At 52.0% G+C, this 19,476-nt stretch carries 14 protein-coding genes; 6 read left to right on the forward strand and 8 right to left on the reverse strand.

Features of this window, described 5'->3' with window-relative positions; all coding sequences use genetic code 11:
• Positions 1-95: 95 nt before the first annotated feature.
• From ilvC to metG, 3 genes are all read left to right on the forward strand, one after another.
• Positions 96-1,124 carry a ketol-acid reductoisomerase gene (gene ilvC, locus HMPREF3016_RS08430; RefSeq protein ID WP_013399303.1) on the forward strand — a complete coding sequence of 343 codons (1,029 nt, stop codon included), beginning with the start codon at positions 96-98 and terminating at the stop codon, positions 1,122-1,124.
• Positions 1,125-1,431: 307 nt separating this feature from the next.
• Positions 1,432-2,241: a YwqG family protein gene (locus HMPREF3016_RS08435; protein WP_246828524.1), complete on the forward strand. Its 810-nt coding sequence runs from the start codon at positions 1,432-1,434 to the stop codon at positions 2,239-2,241.
• 199 nt (positions 2,242-2,440) lie between these two features.
• Positions 2,441-3,988: a methionine--tRNA ligase gene (gene metG / locus HMPREF3016_RS08440; protein WP_070741642.1), complete on the forward strand. Its 1,548-nt coding sequence runs from the start codon at positions 2,441-2,443 to the stop codon at positions 3,986-3,988.
• Between the two features lie 130 nt (positions 3,989-4,118).
• Here metG and HMPREF3016_RS08445 read toward each other — a convergent pair whose 3' ends face one another.
• The 8 genes from HMPREF3016_RS08445 to HMPREF3016_RS08475 all read right to left on the reverse strand — a co-directional run bounded on the left by HMPREF3016_RS08445 (position 4,119) and on the right by HMPREF3016_RS08475 (position 16,793).
• Entirely contained in the window at positions 4,119-6,845 is a 2,727-nt protein-coding gene (locus HMPREF3016_RS08445) for an FtsX-like permease family protein (RefSeq protein WP_070741645.1), read from the reverse strand.
• A 2-nt stretch (positions 6,846-6,847) separates the two neighbouring features.
• Positions 6,848-7,609 (reverse strand): ABC transporter ATP-binding protein, encoded by a 762-nt coding sequence (locus tag HMPREF3016_RS08450; protein ID WP_070741648.1) that lies wholly within the window; start codon positions 7,607-7,609, stop codon positions 6,848-6,850.
• Positions 7,610-8,005: 396 nt separating this feature from the next.
• Positions 8,006-10,762, reverse strand: a complete 2,757-nt coding sequence (locus HMPREF3016_RS08455; RefSeq protein ID WP_070448537.1) for an ABC transporter permease — start codon at positions 10,760-10,762, stop codon at positions 8,006-8,008.
• A 2-nt stretch (positions 10,763-10,764) separates the two neighbouring features.
• A complete protein-coding gene (locus HMPREF3016_RS08460; RefSeq protein ID WP_070448536.1) occupies positions 10,765-11,526 on the reverse strand; it encodes an ABC transporter ATP-binding protein in 762 nt (253 codons plus the stop codon).
• 252 nt (positions 11,527-11,778) lie between these two features.
• Entirely contained in the window at positions 11,779-12,975 is a 1,197-nt protein-coding gene (locus HMPREF3016_RS11360) for an ABC transporter permease (protein WP_246822550.1), read from the reverse strand.
• Positions 12,976-12,992: 17 nt separating this feature from the next.
• Positions 12,993-14,597 (reverse strand): ABC transporter permease, encoded by a 1,605-nt coding sequence (locus HMPREF3016_RS11365; protein ID WP_246822549.1) that lies wholly within the window; start codon positions 14,595-14,597, stop codon positions 12,993-12,995.
• A gap of 149 nt (positions 14,598-14,746) precedes the next feature.
• Complete coding sequence (locus tag HMPREF3016_RS08470) at positions 14,747-15,472, reverse strand: response regulator (RefSeq protein ID WP_083297310.1); 726 nt, start codon at positions 15,470-15,472, stop codon at positions 14,747-14,749.
• 49 nt (positions 15,473-15,521) lie between these two features.
• Complete coding sequence (locus HMPREF3016_RS08475) at positions 15,522-16,793, reverse strand: sensor histidine kinase (protein ID WP_070448534.1); 1,272 nt, start codon at positions 16,791-16,793, stop codon at positions 15,522-15,524.
• 203 nt (positions 16,794-16,996) lie between these two features.
• On the opposite strand from HMPREF3016_RS08475, the gene HMPREF3016_RS08480 reads away from it, so the two are divergent.
• The 3 genes from HMPREF3016_RS08480 (at position 16,997) to HMPREF3016_RS08485 (ending at position 19,399) form a co-directional block, all read left to right on the forward strand.
• Complete coding sequence (locus HMPREF3016_RS08480; protein ID WP_070741651.1) at positions 16,997-18,052, forward strand: 3-isopropylmalate dehydrogenase; 1,056 nt, start codon at positions 16,997-16,999, stop codon at positions 18,050-18,052.
• 100 nt (positions 18,053-18,152) lie between these two features.
• On the forward strand, positions 18,153-18,284 hold the full coding sequence (locus HMPREF3016_RS11425) for a hypothetical protein (protein WP_256370673.1): 132 nt from the start codon (positions 18,153-18,155) through the stop codon (positions 18,282-18,284).
• Between the two features lie 17 nt (positions 18,285-18,301).
• Positions 18,302-19,399: a branched-chain amino acid aminotransferase gene (locus tag HMPREF3016_RS08485; RefSeq protein WP_070741654.1), complete on the forward strand. Its 1,098-nt coding sequence runs from the start codon at positions 18,302-18,304 to the stop codon at positions 19,397-19,399.
• Positions 19,400-19,476: the final 77 nt, after the last annotated feature.

Here is a 19,476-nt window from a genome sequence, read left to right on the forward strand (position 1 = left end):
GATTTATCACAGAACGCCCATGAGCGGCGCCACGTCTAGTAAACTTAACGCCTGAGCCTGAGTTCGGGCTAAACCTATTATTTTGAGGAGACAAAATGGCAGCAACCATTTTCTACAACGACGATGCAGACCTCGCCCCAGTCCAGGGACGTACCGTTGCGATTATCGGTTATGGTTCTCAGGGACATGCACACGCTCTGAACCTGCGTGATTCTGGAGTCAAGGTTATTGTTGGTCTGGCTGAGGGCTCCAAATCCCGCGCTAAGGCTGAAGCAGAAGGTCTGCGTGTAGCTACCGTTGCTGAAGCTGCAGCTGAAGCGGACCTCATCATGATTCTGACCCCGGACCAGGTACAGGCTCAGGTCTACAAAGAGAGCATTGAACCTAACCTGAAGCCCGGCGATGCTCTGTTCTTCGCACATGGCTTCAACATTCACTTCGGGTACATCACCGTTCCCGAAGGTGTGGATGTAGCTATGGTTGCGCCGAAGGGTCCCGGCCATACCGTACGTCGTGAATATGAAGCAGGTCGTGGTGTGCCCGCTCTCGTTGCCGTTGAGAAGGATCCGTCCGGTAAAGCTCTGGAACTTGCTCTGTCCTACGCTAAGGCACTCGGTGCAACCCGTGCAGGTGTTATTAAGACCACTTTCACCGAAGAGACCGAGTCTGACCTCTTTGGTGAGCAGGCGGTGCTGTGCGGTTCGCTCTCACAGCTGGTTCAGTACGGTTTCGAGGTTCTTACCGAGGCAGGGTACCAGCCTGAAATTGCATACTTCGAGGTTCTGCACGAACTCAAGCTCATTGTGGATCTGATGATTGAGGGAGGTATTGCTAAGCAGCGTTGGTCCATTTCCGACACCGCAGAGTACGGCGACTACGTCTCCGGTCCTCGCGTGATTTCTCCTCAGGTCAAGGAGAACATGAAGGAAGTCCTCGCCGATATCCAGAACGGCGCCTTCGCAAAGCGCTTCATGGACGACCAGGCCGCAGGCGCGCCCGAGTTCAAGGAACTGCGCGCTAAGGGCGAGTCTCACCCGATTGAAGCTACCGGTCGTAAACTGCGTGAGCTGTTCTCGTGGAACACTGTTGACGATGACTATACCGAAGGTTCGGTGGCTCGCTAAGCACTAAGCTACTAGCGTTTCTGGGGGTGTCTATCATGATGGTGGGCACCCCTTCGTGTGTGCTTGGCCTTTGAGATATTTACGGCGACTAATAGTAACGCCCTGAAATTTCTCTCCTGCCGTATATACCACCTACCTGAGCGGCTGGAGCTATATGGTGCTGTTCCTGTTACTGGACAAAACAGGTAATGACGAAATCGGTTGTGTATTGGCTCGGGAAGGTGCTCTCATTAAACCAGGGCGCAGGTGGAAACACCTGCACAACCCAGCAATGACCATAGATAGAACCGTTGAAGGAGAGCTTCCTGTGAGCGATATTGTTGAGAAAGCTACTGCCCTTGTTGAAGAGCTCTATGCCGAAAACTCATTACCTGCTATTGGGATTAAGCCCTCTGAGGCCGCTGAGCCGCTGCCGGTGACCGTCTCGAAGTTCGGGGGAGTGCCGTATCTGCCCGCTGGGGTGGAAGCTCCCACCGACTCGGACGGGGTGCCGATGGGCATGATCGCGCAGATTAATTGTGCTGAGCTGCCGGAGAATCCTATTTATCCGCCTACCGGCATGGTGCAGTTCTGGGTGAGCACAAACTCAGGTTGGGGGATAGATAAGGAAGAGGACCACCGTGTGATCTACTATCCTCAGCTGGGTGAAGTGAATCCGGATGCGGTAGCGACTTGGGAGGATAGTGAGCGGGAATTCTGGTGGCCTATCAAACATGAGTGTGCACTCGAATTCACGACGCTTGGGCGCGAAATATTTGCCCCGAACGATTCGATAAATCACCCGCTGGTTGAGAAATGGAACCAGGCATACCCGGAACAGGCTATTACGAGTCTTGATGACTTTGATGTATATGATGTGGAAGATATTGAGGATTTTACTGGTTCAGGGGACTACTCAAGGCTTGGTGGGTTACCGCACTTCATGCAGGGCGATCCACGCCGCGAATACCCTGAAAACTCTGATATTCGCAGGCGTACCGTGAACCTGTTAACGATGGATTCGTATGGGAACACGGTGCTCTGGGGCGATGTTGGTACAGCGAACTGGCTGATTGCCCCGGACCGGTTGGCAGCCCGTGACTTCTCGCAGGTCTTCTATGAGTGGTCATGCGGCTAGCGGGCTCGGCGCGCTGCTGTAAATACAGGCGACCCCTTCGCACATTCTGCGTGCTGAGCACCGTCACGGTGTGTAGCGCGCAACATGTGCGAGGGGGCCTGCTACTGCAGCTGAGGTTGTGTGCGGGTACATGACGGCGGCTTGTCGCATTACTGTTTCGCCGCATCTATGCTGAAAAACTGCGGTAAGATTAATAATTATGAGTGCTACCCCCTTCTACATCACGACTGCGATTTCTTACCCCAACGGAAACCCCCACATCGGTCATGCCTATGAGACCATTGCCGCCGATGTGCTGGCACGTTTCAAGCGACTCGACGGTTTTGACGTGCGCTTTATGACGGGCACCGACGAACACGGGCAGAAGATGCAGACCACCGCTGAGAAACAGGGGAAAACCGCCAAAGAACTCGCCGATGAGAACTCCGCCCGTTTCAAAGCGATGAATGACGCTCTCGGCATTAGTTACGATCGCTTTATTCGCACTACGGATCCGGACCATTATGAGGCATCTCAAGCTATCTGGAAGCGTATGGAAGAGAACGGGGATATCTACCTCGATAAATATGCCGGATGGTACTCCGTGCGCGATGAAGCCTATTACGCCGAGGATGAGACCGAAGAACGCGACGGGCAGCGCTACGCCATTTCTACCGGAACGGAAGTTGAGTGGACTGAGGAAGAGTCTTATTTCTTCCGTCTCTCAAAGTATGCCGATAAACTTCTGGAACTCTATAAGAACGAAGGGTATGTTTTCCCTGAATCGCGCCGTAATGAGCTGATCTCATTCGTCAAAGGTGGTTTGAATGACCTTTCGATTTCGCGTACCACCTTCGACTGGGGCGTTCCTGTGCCTGGCAACGATAAACATGTTATGTACGTGTGGGTGGATGCGCTGACTAACTACCTGACTGGCTTGGGCTACCCGAACACTGAGGGGGAGCTTTTCACCAAATACTGGCCAGCAGACCTGCACCTGATTGGTAAAGACATTACCCGTTTCCACTCTATCTACTGGCCTGCCTTCCTCTGGTCTGCCGGTCTTGAGCTGCCCAAACGTGTTTTTGGGCATGGGTTCCTTCTGGTGAATGGCGAGAAAATGTCGAAGTCGGTGGGCAACGTGGTGGACCCCGCGGATCTTGTGGCAGCGTTCGGGCTGGATCAGGTCCGATTCTTCCTGATGCGCGAGGTCTCTTTCGGACAAGACGGCTCGTACTCCGAAGAATCCATTATCAACCGTATTAATTCTGATTTGGCGAATAACCTGGGTAATCTGGCGCAGCGTTCGCTCTCAATGGTTGCTAAGAACTGCGACGGTAGGGTACCGATCCCTGGAGAATTTACTGAGGCTGACCGCAAGATTCTGGCCGGTGCTTCCGCACTTTATGAACCGGTGCGGGCAGACTATGATGAGCAGGCGTTCCACCGTGCCCTAGAGCGCATCTGGACTGTGCTTGCCGATACGAATGCTTACTTTGCGGAACAGGAACCGTGGACTCTGCGCAAAAACGGCGAATTTGAGCGCATGAATACCGTACTCTACGTGACTCTTGAGGTGGTCCGCCAGGTTGCCATTCTGATGCAGCCGGTGATGCCCGGTTCGATGGAGAAACTTCTTGACCTGCTGGGGGTAGCAGAAGGGGAGGAACGCCTTTTCACCGCGCTCCCTAAGAGCCTGACAGCTGGGAAGGAGCTTCCTGCACCGGCACCGGTTTTCCCGCGATACGAAGCGCCAAAAGAGGCATAGAATCACACTATAAAGTACAGAATATCCCGGAACCTTTTTGGAGGTTCCGGGATATTTTTGATAGTGAGGGCTCCCGGTATTGTCTAAAACAGCGGGAGCCCTCACCCGTTGCAGGATCTAGCCTACCTGATTAGTGGGAACTCAGCCCTTCTACCGGGGACCGTCGCGCCGACCGGAAGGCTGGGATAGCTGATGCCGCGAACGCAGCGATGATACCCACGATGAGCACGAGAACCAGACCGCTGACAGGTAGAACTACTGCCATAGCCATGGACTCGCGAGTAGCGTGTACCAGTACTTGAGAAAGTACAAGGCCTATACCCACACCCGAAACGATACCCATCGCCAACGCGCCGAGAGTAATCATGACAGCCTCGGTCGAAACCATACGCCGCAGCTGCTTGCGGGACAGGCCCAGCGAGCGGAGCATCGCATTCTCCCTGCGACGTTCGTTCACCGATAGGGTCATAGTATTCGCCACACCGATAATGGCGATCACAATAGCCAGTGCCAGCAGGATCAAGGCACCACTGAGCATAATATTCAGCATTTGGTCATTATTCTTGCGAATCTGAAGACCACCTTGAAAATCGGTTCCGTTGTTTGCCTTGGCAAGCTCCCCTTGAAGTTCGGTATTATCGCTTGATGACAGTGGAGTGCTTGCCCGCACCAGAACCATGGTTGCTGTACCGCGTGCTGCGAAACTACGCGCCAAGGCGGGGTTTTCCTGAGCCGCTTTCATGAGCGCTTCTTGGGCGGCGGGATCGTCTGGCAATGCCTGATTACTAGCGGCCTGCGGATCAGATGCATTCTGAACCTGGGCACCGGTTTCCGGTGATACCACGAAGAACGGTTCCTTAGTGTTTGCCTTGACGGGCTTGAGCTCAATCTCGCCAAGAGGGCCGCTGACCTTAAGACGAGTGTTGTTATCGAACTTACCCAGATCCCAAATATCCTGGGGAACAAGTACCTCATCATTCTTCACATTGGTACCTGATTCTCCGGTTGCTACCTTGTGCAGATCATCGTTGCTAAGTGCGATTACATTGTCTTTGAGATTGGCGGAGTCTGCGTTATCGGGCTTTGCTGTGTATTCGATAACGCCCGCAGCCGAACCGACGCTGACAGCCTCAACATTCTTCGTGCCCCTGATCTTATCAGCAACTTCGTGAGCCTTTGTCACGCTTGCGCTGCCGTTAGTTGCGGTAGATTCACCGAAAGGAGCGTATGCCGAAATCGGCGATATCCTATCAATCTCTTGGGCAATGGAGGCGCTCATCACTGAGTGGCTGGTGAGAACAGCGGAAATAACCAAGGTTCCTACCAGCACGGCTCGCCCAGTGGAAACCGTGCGTTTGGGTGAGCGCAAGGAATTTGCTAACGCCAGTTTACCCGTTTGCCCGCGCAGAGCTACGCCAAAAAAACGAACCAGAGGGATGAGAACCCACGGGGTGAGAAGAAAGACTGCTATGCCGAGGAAGAGGCATGCCAGCAGTACGGAAGAGATAGCGGATCCGCCGTCTTTATTCCCTATAGCCGCGATAGCGATAATAACGCCTGCAAGAGCGGAGAGAACACCGAAGATTCCTCCTAAAACGCTAGGTTTCTTGACCGCCTGGCTTGTGCTTGCGCTCATGGCACTAATAGGGGAAATACTCAGTGCGGTGCGCGCCGGTATAAGTGAAGCGAGTACGGTCACAGCGGTGCACATGAGTACTCCTGCAATAAACGCCGTGGGGGAGAAATTGACGATGAACGAGCTGAACATCGCGTTTAGAATGCCACCGACCGCGTATACCAGTCCTGAACCGATGACTGAGAAGAAGACCCCAATTATTAGTGATTCTATGAGGAGCATCCGCACCAGCGAACCACCGCGGGCACCGAGAGTACGCAGCAGGGCGAGTTCGCGTACGCGCTGCCCCACCAGCACCGCGAAGGTGTTCGAAATGACGAACGAAGAAACCAACAGAGCCAGAATTGCGAAGGCGATAAGAATGGTATTCAGCGAGTTGAAGAGCGTTGAGAACTGTTTCTTAAGGTGATCTATCATCTGCGTGTTAGAGAGCACCTTGGGGGTGGTGTTTTTATCACCGGTGTTCAGTTCTTTCTGCAGAGCGTCACGCGAGTCCTGGGTATTGTTCTTGAGCTTAATGAACGCCTGAGGCGCCATGGGTTTAGCGGGGTCTGAGACGATCCCGCCCTCTTCCTCTGCAAGCTGACGCGCGGTATCCGCAAGACCGGTGCCACCAATAAAAACGTTGTCGCTCATCTGTGAATCTGAGATACCGGTGTTAAAGGTAGCTGTGAGGGTGTACTCGGTGTCTTTCGCGCTATCCTTATCGGTGGCTGAGGTGACGATATTGGGCATGGTTACCTTATCGCCAATTTTCAGGTTGTGTTTCTCGGCGAAGCTCTTAGCGACCAGGAGTTCGGTGTCTGTGGACGGGAGATTCCCCTCAATATCAAAGGGTGAAAGGTCCTCTGACGGTGGCGCAGAACCGTATGCTACCTTCTCCTTATCGGCTCCGTAGGTGCCGGAAAAAGTGTATAGAATCCAGGATGAGCTAACCTCTGGAGATTCCTGAATCTTCTTAACCGTGTCATTGGACATCGGGAACTTAGCGGTTGAGTTCTGATTATCCTGGTCCATGACACCCGCAGAGACAACCATGTTCTCGGAGTTAGCGTAGACATCGCCGATAGTCGCATCCATCGTGGCCTGAAGCGATGCGGTAAGCATCAGCACCGCCGAGATGAAGAATGATGAAATGGCGATACCAATACCTGTGAGAATGTATTTCTTCTTGGAGGAGCGGATATTTGCCCGCGCCACCGTATTAAGTGTTGCAGCCAATGTTATTCACCTTCCAACTGACCCATAGCCTGAAGCACCGCGTCGTGGGTGGGATTAAGCATTTCGCCAGCAATCATGCCGTCTTTGAGGAAGACCACGCGGTCTGCGTAGGATGCTGCGTGTGCATCGTGGGTGACCATGAGGATGGTCTGTTGGTGCTCGGTTGCTGCATCCCGGAGAAGCCGCAGGACCTCAGCTCCGGAGTTTGAATCGAGATTGCCGGTGGGCTCGTCAGCGAAGACGACGTCCGGACGGGAGAGCAACGCACGCACAATAGCAACGCGTTGCTGCTGACCGCCGGAGAGTTGTTCGGGGCGGTGATCCAGACGTTTTTGCAGCCCGAGGGTTTGAACAAGGTAGTCGCGCCACACCGAATCGGGCTTTTTACCGGCCAAGCCGAGCGGCAAATCGATGTTCTGCCCGGCGGTGAGGGTTGGAACTAGGTTGAATGCCTGGAAAATGAACCCGACATGCTCACGGCGGAATTCGGTAAGCTGATTGTCTTTTTGTCCGTAGAGGTCGGTATCGCCGATGCGAATAGTCGTCTCTGGATTACGATCTGGAGTATCGAGCGTGGCGAGAGTTTGCATAAGGGTTGATTTACCAGAGCCGGAAGGCCCCATGATGGCGGTGAACTTGCCGTACTCGAAGTCGATGTTCACATTGTTAAGGGCATGAACGATGGCTTCGCCCGTGCCGTAGGTCTTGGACAGATTACGTGTTGCTACCGCAGGTTCGTATGCGGGAATTGTTGATGTGCTCATGATTTAATTGTTTCAAGATTGCAAAAATATATCCCCTGACATTTGTCATCCTTTGAGCTGAAATTCTTGAAGGCAAAATAAATGGCACTCATACTTTTGGATGAGAAATACTAGGGATTGAAAAAAGCAAGCCTCCGTAAGGATGAAAATACCCACGAAGAAGAAAAATAATTAAAATAAAAAATTTAGAGTCTATGCAATAATTATGGACGGTATTTTGATCCCTAGAAAGTAAGAATATATAGACTATTTAGATCTATAAAAGTGGGTTTTCTAAGTTTTATATCCGGGACTTCTACACGTAAAAATAACTCGGGAGCGCGAACCACATAAAAAGGGCAAACTCCCTAATATGGGGAGTTCGCCCTTTTCGATGCAGGTTATTTCGCCAATCGACTAGCCTCGCATGCCCTCCACAGGGGAGAGACGGGCCGATCGGGCCGCTGGTAATATCGAGGCAACGAACGCCGATACCAGACCTACCAGCAGAACAAAGAACAATCCAAGGTAAGGAAGATCAATGACGACTTCAGTAGAAGAACTGGTACCTGCAATCACAACTTTAGCGGCGGCAATACCAATTCCAACACCCGCGAGGATGCCTAGGATCACGGCTCCTAAGGTAATCAGAATTGCCTCGGCTGAAATCATGTGACGCAGCTGTTTGCGGGAGAGACCCAGTGAGCGAAGCATCGCATTCTCGCGGCGACGCTCGTTCACCGACAAAGTCATCGTATTGGCTACACCGATAATCGAGATGACTACGGCCAGGGCAAGAAGAACTAATGTGAAGATCAGCATGATCATCATAATCTGATCAAATTGCTGGCGTCCCTGCAAACCACCGGTGAATTCGTTACCGTCATTAGCCTTGGTGAGCTGTTCCTGAAGAGTCGAGTTTGCACTTGAGGAAAGCGGTGACTTGGCGTGAACGAGCACCATAGTCTGGGCACCGGTAGCCCCACTTGTCGATGATGCAGCAGAACTCTGCTCCCCAGCATCTGGGGCAGCTTCTGCAGGAACTTGAGTGTTTTCAGGAGCCTGTGATGAATCCAGCAGAGGCTTTGGATCTGAGGCGTTCTGCAGCTTGGCACCGGTCGTGGGATTCACAATATATAGCGACATATTGCTGCTGGTAGACTTGATGGGTTTTAACTCTACCGTCCCCAAGGGACCACGTGCTTTAAGGCGAGTGGAGTCATTGAAGTGGGCATTATCATAAAGGGCAGCCGAGACAAGCACGGTATCATCTTCGAGCTGATGTGACCCTTCAGTCGGAATGACCTTTGTGAGATCGTCGTGGCTGAGTGCTACCAGATTCTCGGTGCGATTCTGTGCTTCACCACCGTCTTTCGGAGGAACCGTGAAATCAACGGTACCCGCTGCAGAAGCCACAGCAACACTATCGACGTTTTCCAAACCGTGAACTTTATCAGCGACAGAGCGCGCCTTATTGACGCTCTCAGATCCTGCTGTAGGTCCGGTACCGTAGGTGGCTGCCGCAGAGATCGGGTATAGCTTATCCATCGCGTTCGCCACGGTGGATGTCATGATGGAATATCCGGTCAGTACTGTAGTGACGACAAGTGCGCCTACCAGGACCGCACGCCCGGTCGAAACGGTACGTTTCGGGGAACGCAGTGCATTTGCTACCGCCAATTTTCCGGTCTGGTTGCGGAAGACTGAGCCCAGGACACGAACAAGGGGCAGAAGAAGCCACGGGGTCAGCATAAAGACCGCAATGCCCAGCAGAAGCGCGGCAATCATAACGAGAAGAACAGAGGTTCCTGCATTTGAGCTATCGTTATTCTGCGTGATGGTGTTGAACGCAACGATCATGAGTGCACCGCCGCCAGCACCGATAACAAGACCCGCAATAAGGCCTGCGATGTTCGGCTTCTTGACCGCCTGAGCCGTAGTTTCGCCCATCGCGCTGATGGGAGAAATCTTCAAAGCGGTACGTGCCGGAGCGAGCGAGGCAATAACCGTGACCAAGGTGCACAGTACAACACCGACAACAAAAGCCATCGGATCGTAAGAAACCATGAAACTATTATTGGATAGCGCACTCAGCAATGCCGCGATCGGATACACGAGAACCGCGCCGATAGTGGAGAAAATGACGCCCACAACAAGCGATTCAACCACAAGCATACGCACCAAGGATGAGCCCTGTGCTCCTAGAGTACGTAACAACGCCAGTTCGCGGATGCGCTGTCCCACGAGAACCGCAAAGGTATTCGAGATAACGAACGAAGAAACCAACAGTGCTAATGCGGCAAAGGCGCCTAAGATGACACCGAGGAACGTGAATATCGTGGAGAGCTGTTTCTTCACAACCTCCATGTACTCAGGACCGGACATAACAGAAGGCTCAGTTTTTTTGTCACCCGTGTTGAGTTTCTTCTGCAGCTCTGCGCGAGCAGCGGCGTCGTCCGTTCCTTTGAACTTGACGTATGCCATGCTGGCACCGGGAACGGCGTAGTTTGCAGAAGAAGCACCCCCAGCATTTTTGAGTGCCTTGTTAGCTGCCTCCCCATAGGAAGTTCCGCCAATAAACATAGCGTTATTCGTATCGGAGCCTGAGAATCCGACATCAAAAATACCGGTGATGGTGTACTCGCGCGTAGTTCCTGTATTTGGGTCAGAGATCGACGCGACTATATCAGGGGAACTGACCTTAGAATTAAGTTGAAGATTATGCTTTTGTGCAAAATCTTTCGAGACCATCAGCTCGGTGTCTGAGGTCGGCAATTTACCTTCAAAGTCGAAGGGAAAAAGATCTGCACTGTTAGGCGCTTGGGTATAAGAAACTTGAGTTTTATCGGGACCAAACTTACCCCGGCCCTGGTAGACAATCCACGACTGATCGACTGAATCATCATTCTGAATATTTTTGATGCTCTCTTCATCCAGATAGATATTTGCTTCAGTGTTAGAGTTATCGCGCGCATAGGAAGAGACAACAACGTTATCTGCTTTGGAAAGAATGCCATTTACCGATGCATTTAGAGTTCCCTGCAAAGAGCTGACTAATACAATAACGGCAGCAATAAAAAATGAAGAAATTGCGATACCGATTCCAGTAAGAATATATTTTCCTTTAGACGCGCGTAAATTAGCGCGCCCCACCGTATTAAGCGTTGTAGCCAATGTTATTCACCTTCCAACTGTCCCATGGCGTTTAGAACAGCATCGTGGGTGGGTTTGAGCATTTCGCCAGCTATGGCACCGTCTTTGAGGAAGACTACGCGGTCTGCGTAGGATGCTGCGTGTGCATCGTGGGTCACCATGAGGATGGTTTGCTGATGCTCGTTTGCTGCGGTTCGCAGGAGCTTGAGTACTTCGGTGCCAGAGTTTGAATCGAGGTTGCCGGTGGGCTCGTCGGCGAAGACGACGTCCGGGCGGGAGAGTAGTGCGCGTACGATGGCGACGCGTTGTTGCTGACCACCGGAGAGCTGTTCGGGACGGTGGCTGAGCCGCTTTGTTAGACCCAAAGTTTCCACCAGATAATCGCGCCAAATAGGATCAGGCTTTTTGCCGGCCAAGCCGAGCGGCAAGTCAATATTCTGTCCGGCGGTGAGGGTTGGTACCAGGTTGAAAGCCTGGAAAATAAAGCCGATATGTTCGCGACGAAACTCGGTTAACTCTTTATCTCGCCGACCGTATAGCTCGGTATCGGCAATTTTGATGCTGGTGTTGGGGTTAACATCCGGGGTATCTAGGGTTGCCAAAGTCTGCATAAGGGTAGATTTACCGGAGCCGGAAGGCCCCATAATAGCGGTAAATTTACCCTGTTCGAAAGAAACTGTTACGTTATTGAGGGCATGTACCGTCGCCTCACCTGTGCCGTAAGTCTTGCTCAGGTTTTGGGCGGTAACAGCTGGTTTAACAGAAGTATCTAATGTAGTAGTCATAACACCAATTATCCCAAACTAGAATGAAAACCTGTGGGAGGTTTTATCATACTTTTGGGTGATTTCTGGAGTTCTGTCTCTAAAATAACCGTAACTATTTTCAAGGTAAAGTTAGTGAAAGTACAGGCAATATTATAATTAGACTACTTTCTCAGGAATGTATGCGAGAATAATATATAAGTTAGGAATGTGTTCTATTAAATACTTGGTACAGGTAGTAATTTTTATATGCTGCATAGAATCTGCACAGACTCAGTCTTCTCGAAGCGCCTGAACTGGTGAGACTTTTGAGGCGCGTACGGAGGGAACCCACGAAGCTAAGACAGCAATTCCTAAAGCGCCGAAGAATGCTATACAGTATTCCGTCAGGGGAATTCGGTAGATGATCTCAATGTTCTGTGGCGTGATAGCGCGTGTCAGGATAAACCCGGCAAGCGTGCCGCCGATGAGAGCAACCAGCAGCGCTGAGAGCGTGATAAGAATAGCTTCCATCATGATGGCGGAACGTAATTGCTGACGCGAAAGCCCTAGAGTGCGGAGGAGCGCATTTTCGCGGCTTCGTTCATGAGCTGAGAGCATCAAGGTATTACTTACCCCTAACACCGAAATCAGCACCATAAGAGCAATAATAGCCAGGATGGTATACATGATAACGATAAGGGAAATTTCGACAACAGCACGCGTCTCTAGAATGCCCGCGAGATATAATCCGTGTGTTGTACGGGCAATATCCGTTAGATCATTCCGTAATTCTGTACTTTCATCAGAACTCAGCCCCTGTTTGGCGCGCACTACCACATAGGACTCTCCAGTAGAAGAAGTACCTTCAAGAAGCTGGGGATGATCAAGATCCTGTACCTTGGCGGCGGTCTCACGTGAGATATAGGGGGTATGGTCATCAGTTTGCGAGTACACCGCAGTAAGCCGTAGGTCTCCACGTGGACCGTGAAGTGTAAAACTAGGTGGCTTATGCCCTTGCAAGGCATGTTGTTCTGAGCGAGGCAGAACCACCACATCACCCTGCAATATCGTTTCGGAGGTACCAGGCAATACTACGTCAATATCCTGAGGCAAAACCGCATAGGCATCGGGAGGATCAGTATGGTCAGGAGCGCCAGCTGCAGCGCTGGGATTACTGCCTGCTTCATTCACCGGCCCATCTGAAGTTGTGAGAGTATGAGAATCATCATCGCAGGTGAGGTTTCCCGCATATTGTACAAACGCTTCAGACTGTACGGATGGCAGTTCTTGGATCCTGCGTTGCGCATCCTGTGCCTGGTGCATATACCGTTCTGCAGTGGATTCAGAATTCTGGGAATTGTGTGCAGTAGAGGAGCTATCCTCCGTATCCTTGGAGTCATTAAACGTTAGAACCGCTGCCGGACGTTCTGTCTGCTGTATAAAGCCTGTGACAGATGCCTTAAGGGTCACATAACCTGTAAGCACCATAGCTATAAGCATCATTCCTACCAGGAGGGCTCGCCCGGTCGATACCATACGTGCCGGAGAACGCAATGCATTTTTACACGCGATAGAGACCCCGTTAGGGTACGCGCTATCAGAGAGGACCAGAACTTCACAAGCGGTGAAAGTATTTTATGGGCTGCCGTCAAAATAGCAAAGCATAAGAGAGCAGCAGCAATAATACCCACAACAAGCACTTGAACACTATGGGTTCCCTCCATGCCATCAGGCACGTGCTCAGAGGATTTACTCATGAAGACTGCATACGCCACAATACCCGCCACAAGCAATAACAGGGCGATAACCCCCTGATGCTTACCGTAGGTAGAAACCTGCTGTACTACGCCATCACGAAGCCCTTGCACAGGCGATACTTTTGATGCTGCATAGGCGGGTTTAAGAGCGGCGATCCAGGTGACGGCAACACACACTGGCAGAGTAACTCCCAAAGGGACCAGAGAAAAAGTGAAAACCAATGTATGAGCGGCCCACGACGTGATAACCACCCAAAGAGCGTAGGCAAGTGTAATACCTAAAGAAGCTGCGAGAACTCCCAAAACCGTAGATTCTGCCAGCACTATAGTGAGAAGATTGGGGCGGCTGGCTCCTAAAGTACGCAGCAGAGCGAGTTCGCGGGTGCGCTGAGAAAGCAACACGCTGAATGTATTGGTGATAACAAAAGCAGAGACCATGAGGGCTAACGCTGCCAGACCTAAAAGGGCTGCGGTGAGCAGATCATTGGCAAAACCTATGTCCGGTTCTAATTTGTGGGCATATTCATGCGCTGGTACTACACGCCCATGATTGTCGTGGTGCGCGGTAAATTCCCGCTTAAAATCTTCAACCGAAACACCCTCACGAAGCTTGACTGCAACTATATGCGCATCATGAACAATATTTGTTTTATGCTCGCGATGAGCAATTTTAGATGTCGTTGTCAGCATAGTGCCACCGGCAAAAACTGTTATTGAATCTTCAGATCCCAGGGGTGGAGAATGGAAAGTACCAGTGATCGTATATTCCTTGGTGGGCAAGGAATCTTCTAAAGATAGTGTGCCGCCCTCAAAATTTGTAATGGATGTGGGAGTGGGCAGCTTTATTGTTGCGACCGGGTCAATGCCGTGAAATTTATCGCCTATATTGAGATGTAAAGACTCACGAAGCGACTCTGGGAGCAGAATTTCATGATCATTCTGTGGCATTCGCCCCTGTATCTGATAAGGAAACAAATCCGGGTCAGTGGGAGCTTGAGAAATCGCATAGGGCACAGGGTCGCCCGGCGCGTCATGATACATAGCTGAAACTACTGAGTCTTCCCGGATACCAGCCACCTGGGGGCTATTACGGATATCTTCAACTTCCTCAACCGAGAGAGCGCCCGACGAGTTCTCCTTGGCTTGCCCCGAGATGTTGGTAGCAACAACCGCATCGCTGTTACGTACCTGATTGCCGTAGTGTGCCACATATGTGGCGGAAATGATTGTATTGAGAAGAAGCACGGCACTCAGGAAAAAAGCTGCAACCGCAATGCCCAGTCCCGTCAAAATATATTTACGCCAAGATGCGCGCAGATTTGCATATATCAGCGAGAGCAGAGAGGAGATCATGTGTAAAAAATCCTGTGGCGTACTACATCATAAATATCGGTCTACTGTATAACCGTAAATGTTGGCTTGACAGATATTCATCATTCTCAAGAATGATTTTTCAGCCTTTTCACAGGTTCTGTCCTCAACGGTAGATGTAGACAAGGAGCCTACGAAACGATCCCAGCCTCATACGCCATAATCACGGCCTGAACCCTATCGCGGGCATCAAGTTTTGACAGAACATGCGAGACGTGGGTCTTAATGGTGGCCTCTGACAGCACGAGCGCACGGCTGATCTCCACATTGGAAAGACCCTGCGCAATCAGACGAAGTACCTCATGTTCACGCGGAGAAAGAGTCTGCATGAGTTCCTGGTGCAGAAGCTGCGGCTCCTCCTGAGAAGTGGGGGCAACACTGCCAGAATCCTGTTCCGAATGAACCTCCAACACCGGAATCATATGTTCCAGCAGGCGGCGTGTAGCGGAAGGGGCGATCACCGCATCACCGCGATGTATTGTTCGAATAGCCCCCAGAAGTTCTTCGGGAGGCGCATCTTTCAGCAAAAAACCGCTTGCCCCGGCACGTACCGCCGCATAGACATATTCGTCGACGTCGAAGGTAGTCAGCATAATAACCCTGGAATCAGGAACGTTGAGCTCTAGAATGCTTTTTGCAGCCTCCAGCCCGTCCATAATAGGCATACGAACATCCATAAGAACCACCTGAGGGGCAGTACCTTCTTCAGCCATACGAGCATAGCTATCAACCGCCGCTGCGCCGTCATCAGCTTCGAGAACAACCTGCAGATCGGGCTGAGAATTGATAAGCATCTTCAAACCGCCGCGTACAAGCTGCTGGTCATCAACCAGCATCACGGTAATCTGTTCGTTCATAGGATTTCCTTCAAAATGTTCTGTCATTTTTTACAATACTGGGTTTCCGTTACGTTTCGCGGTACGGCAGCCAAGCCTTCACGCTAAAACCACCCTGCAGATCCGGGCCGTAATGCAGGGTTCCGTCATACATTGTGATGCGCTCGCGCATGCCCAAGAGACCGTTACCGCTGCCCGGCACGAAGGAATATGGAGCATCCGAGCTATTGTGATGAGCCGGAGCGCTGTTGTACACGTCCAAATACAGGCCATCTCGTTTCCACGCAGCCGAGAGAGTAACGATCTCAGCATCGCGGGCGTGTTTAACGATATTGGTGAGCGCTTCCTGGATTACACGATATGCCGCTAGATCAGCTCCCTGAGGGAGGGCGCCACTTATGGTACCGGTAATACCAGCGAAGTCGATATTAACTCCCGACCTGCGAGCCTGCGCAACCAGAGCGGGAATTTCGTGAATTGTAGGCGCTGGAGCGTACATGGTGTCTTCATCGGTACGAAGAACCCCCAGGAGGGAACGCATCTGCGTGAGAGAATCGCGTGCGGTGACCGCAATAGTTTCAAGCGTCTGTTCCGCGATAGAAGCGTCATGTTCCTGAAGGTTAGTCGCTTCGGCGGGCTGAGTCGTCGTGGTCCGTATCGCGGCTGCGGCATACCTGGCGCCGTCAGCCTGCGTAATGATGCTGGAAAGTGAATGTGCCACAATATCGTGCATTTCGCGGGCGATGCGGGTGCGTTCATCCTGTGCCGCAAGACGCCGTTCCTGTTCTTGCTCAAATTCGAGGCGCATCGCTCGCTCTCGAAGCTCATCCTGGCGAATAATGCGGGTACGCCTTGAATCACCGATAAACCAGAGCACGGAATAAATCGCACCGCATAAGGTTGTGATGATAATCGAGCTTATAATAGCGGCAAATTGTTCGACCCGCGGAAGCAGCATGATGAAAAGCTGGGTCCCTACCGCAAAGGCACCAATCCAGCCCGCAATAAACATGCGGACCCGCAGCTTCTTCTTCCAGTGCCTGCCGATATGATAAGCCGCTACGCCTACCGGAAAATACAGATGAACGGGCAAAACATCCGGAATAAATAGAGTGAGAGCGGTGGAGACGAGAACAAACCAGATTGACCCATAAGGATGCCGGTACCGAAAATAAAGGGCGGTCGTATTGATGCATGCAATGAAAAAAGTAATGCCGCTATCCTTATAGGACATTGCAAGAGCTATGAGCAGAACAAACATCTGCATGAAAGCAACTACCGTGATATTAAACCAGCGGTAGTTCCTATCTATGTAGTTGTTGATTCGGCTCGTTAGATCCATGGGTTAAGTGTAACGTTCGCCCTCAAAACAGGTAATCACTCGGAAGGATGAATTCTGTACGTACTCGTGTAGGTCATGAGGCTGTAAAATCTGGAATAAGACCTCTCAAAACTGCGAGATTATGCGGGAATATATATGCCCATACTCTGAGAATCATGGCCTAAAATCTGCGCAATTGTTCGTGCCAGCAGTAGGGTAGAGGTATGACTACTGAACGTTCTATCAACCTTGCCGTGATCGCTGGCGACGGCATCGGGCCTGAAATTATTACCGAGGCGCAGCGTGTGCTTCAACGCGCCTGCGAGCTTGATTCTATTCGCGTAGATTCCACCGACTATAAACTTGGCGCCGAGCACTGGCTTAAAACCGGCGAGACCCTGCCCGAGAGTACGATGGAGTCTCTCAAACAGCACGATGCGATTCTTTTCGGCGCTATTGGTGCCGATCCGCGCAGCGGCAAGATCCCCTCAGGGCTGATCGAACGTGAAATGCTTTTGAAGCTGCGCTTCTCATTTGACCATTACATTAACCTGCGTCCCGCACGGCTGTACCCAGGGGCAGTGTCGCCGCTGAGGAACCCCGGAGAGATCGACTTCGTGGTGGTACGCGAAGGTACCGAAGGACCCTACGTGGGTAATGGAGGAACTATTCGCGGCGGTACCGATGCCGAAATCGCAACCGAAGTATCCATCAATACCGCGCACGGTGTTCGTCGGCTAATCCGGTACGCCTTCAAATTGGCACAGTCCCGCCGTAAGAAGCTGACCCTCATCCACAAAACAAATGTGCTCGTACACGCTGGTCGTTTGTACACCCGTCTTTTCGAAGAGATCGGGCGCGAATTTCCCGAAGTGCAAACCGATTACCTGCATGTTGATGCGGCAACAATTTTCATGACCACCGATCCCTCACGTTTCGACGTGATCGTAACCGATAACCTGTTTGGCGACATCCTGACCGATCAGGCGGGTGCAGTGACCGGAGGTATTGGCTACGCGGCCTCAGGCAATATCAACGCGGTAGGGGAGTTCCCTTCAATGTTTGAGCCCGTGCATGGTTCAGCCCCCGACATCGCGGGGCAGAACAAAGCAAACCCAACCGCCGCAATCCTCGCGGGAGCAATGCTTCTGCGGCACCTAGGCTATGAGTCGACGGCGGTTCATATTGAGGATGCGGTCGAGGCCGATATGCGCGCCAACGGCGCCCGCACCCGAGGCACCGACGAAGTTGGTAACGATGTCTTAGGGTTCCTAGGCTAGCTAGGGCTGAGATAGCTTACGCCCCGCCTTCGATTTTCACGATATGGGCGGCGGTGGGTTGCGTGTGCGTTGTGCCTATTCATCAGGTACTCTAAAACATGTGCAACGGGCACATCCGCCCCGTCGTCCGCTGGCGTGGTCACAAGCCGCACTGATGAGCTTCGTAAGCGATGCCGCTTCTGCCTCCCACCTTGAGGTTCGCACCGCCGATGCTATTGGCAGAGAGAATTGACAGAATAGGATTACACCATGGCACTTGAATTTAGCCGTGAAAAGAACCCCGCCCCCGCGAGTGACGAACGCCGAGCCGAGATTCTTGCCGACCCCGGATTTGGCGACTATTTTACGGATCATATGGTCAGCATCGACTGGAACGGTGATTATAAAACCGGCGGTGAATGGTCGAACGCGCGGGTGCATGCCTACGGTCCGCTCAGCTTAGATCCCGCCGCTGCGGTTTTTCACTATGGCCAGGAAATCTTCGAGGGTATTAAAGGCTACCGTCATTCGGATGGGTCAGTGTGGACATTCCGACCCGAGAAGAATGCGGCGCGCCTAAACCGCTCAGCATATCGTATGGCGCTGCCTCAGCTCCCTGAAGAGACCTTCATCGAATCCCTAAAACAGCTGGTGCAGGTAGATGAAAAATGGGTTCCCAGCGGTGAGGGAGAAGCGTTCTATTTCCGTCCGTTTATGATTGCGACCGAGGCATATCTGGGGGTTCGCCCTGCTCGTCACGTGGAGTATCACGTGATTGGGTCGCCTGCTGGCAACTACTTCGGCACCCCCGAGCCGGTGGACATCTGGCTGTCCACGAAGTACGCCCGCGCTGGTGAAGGCGGTACTGGCACCGCAAAATGCGGCGGTAACTATGCTGCCGCCATGATCGCCCAGCTTGAAGGTGAAGAAAACGGCTGTAAACAGGTGATTTTCAAAGACCCGCACCGCAACGATGCTCTTGAAGAGCTGGGCGGCATGAACGTATTCTTCATCTACGGTAAAGAGAATAAGTTGGTAACCCCCGAACTTACCGGAACTATTCTAGAGGGCGTTACCCGTTCCTCAATTTTGCAGCTGGCGAAGGATCGCGGAATAACCGTTGAGGAACGCCCCATCACCCTCAGCGAGTGGCGTGACGGTGTGGCATCCGGCGATATTACAGAGGTGTGTGCCTGCGGTACCGCAGCGGTCATTGCCCCTATTGGAAAGCTCAAGGCTGCTGATTTTGAGATTCCTGCGGCTTCCGAAGGATTTGGAGAGATTTCCAAGAGCCTGCGTGAAGAGCTCGTGGGCATTCAGACCGGTACGGTAGAGGACCGTCATGGCTGGCTGACCCGCCTCGTCTAATAACCCCCGGTTACTGCGCCGGGCGCATCCATGAAACGTGCAAAGAGTGACTTTCCGACGATAAGCTCTACTTTTCA

It is taken from the genome of Rothia sp. HMSC065D02 (genome assembly GCF_001815285.1).
GTDB lineage: Bacteria > Actinomycetota > Actinomycetes > Actinomycetales > Micrococcaceae > Rothia > Rothia dentocariosa.

Coding starts and splice junctions, on each gene's coding strand:
- metG (WP_070741642.1), top strand. CDS start 2,441: ATGAGTGCTACCCCCTTCTACATCACGACTGCGATTTCTTACCCCAAC.
- HMPREF3016_RS08480 (WP_070741651.1), top strand. CDS start 16,997: ATGACTACTGAACGTTCTATCAACCTTGCCGTGATCGCTGGCGACGGC.
- ilvC (WP_013399303.1), top strand. CDS start 96: ATGGCAGCAACCATTTTCTACAACGACGATGCAGACCTCGCCCCAGTC.
- HMPREF3016_RS11365 (WP_246822549.1), bottom strand. CDS start 14,597: ATGATCTCCTCTCTGCTCTCGCTGATATATGCAAATCTGCGCGCATCT.
- HMPREF3016_RS08470 (WP_083297310.1), bottom strand. CDS start 15,472: ATGAACGAACAGATTACCGTGATGCTGGTTGATGACCAGCAGCTTGTA.
- HMPREF3016_RS08450 (WP_070741648.1), bottom strand. CDS start 7,609: ATGAGCACATCAACAATTCCCGCATACGAACCTGCGGTAGCAACACGT.
- HMPREF3016_RS08475 (WP_070448534.1), bottom strand. CDS start 16,793: ATGGATCTAACGAGCCGAATCAACAACTACATAGATAGGAACTACCGC.
- HMPREF3016_RS08485 (WP_070741654.1), top strand. CDS start 18,302: ATGGCACTTGAATTTAGCCGTGAAAAGAACCCCGCCCCCGCGAGTGAC.
- HMPREF3016_RS08460 (WP_070448536.1), bottom strand. CDS start 11,526: ATGACTACTACATTAGATACTTCTGTTAAACCAGCTGTTACCGCCCAA.
- HMPREF3016_RS11360 (WP_246822550.1), bottom strand. CDS start 12,975: ATGGTGCTTACAGGTTATGTGACCCTTAAGGCATCTGTCACAGGCTTT.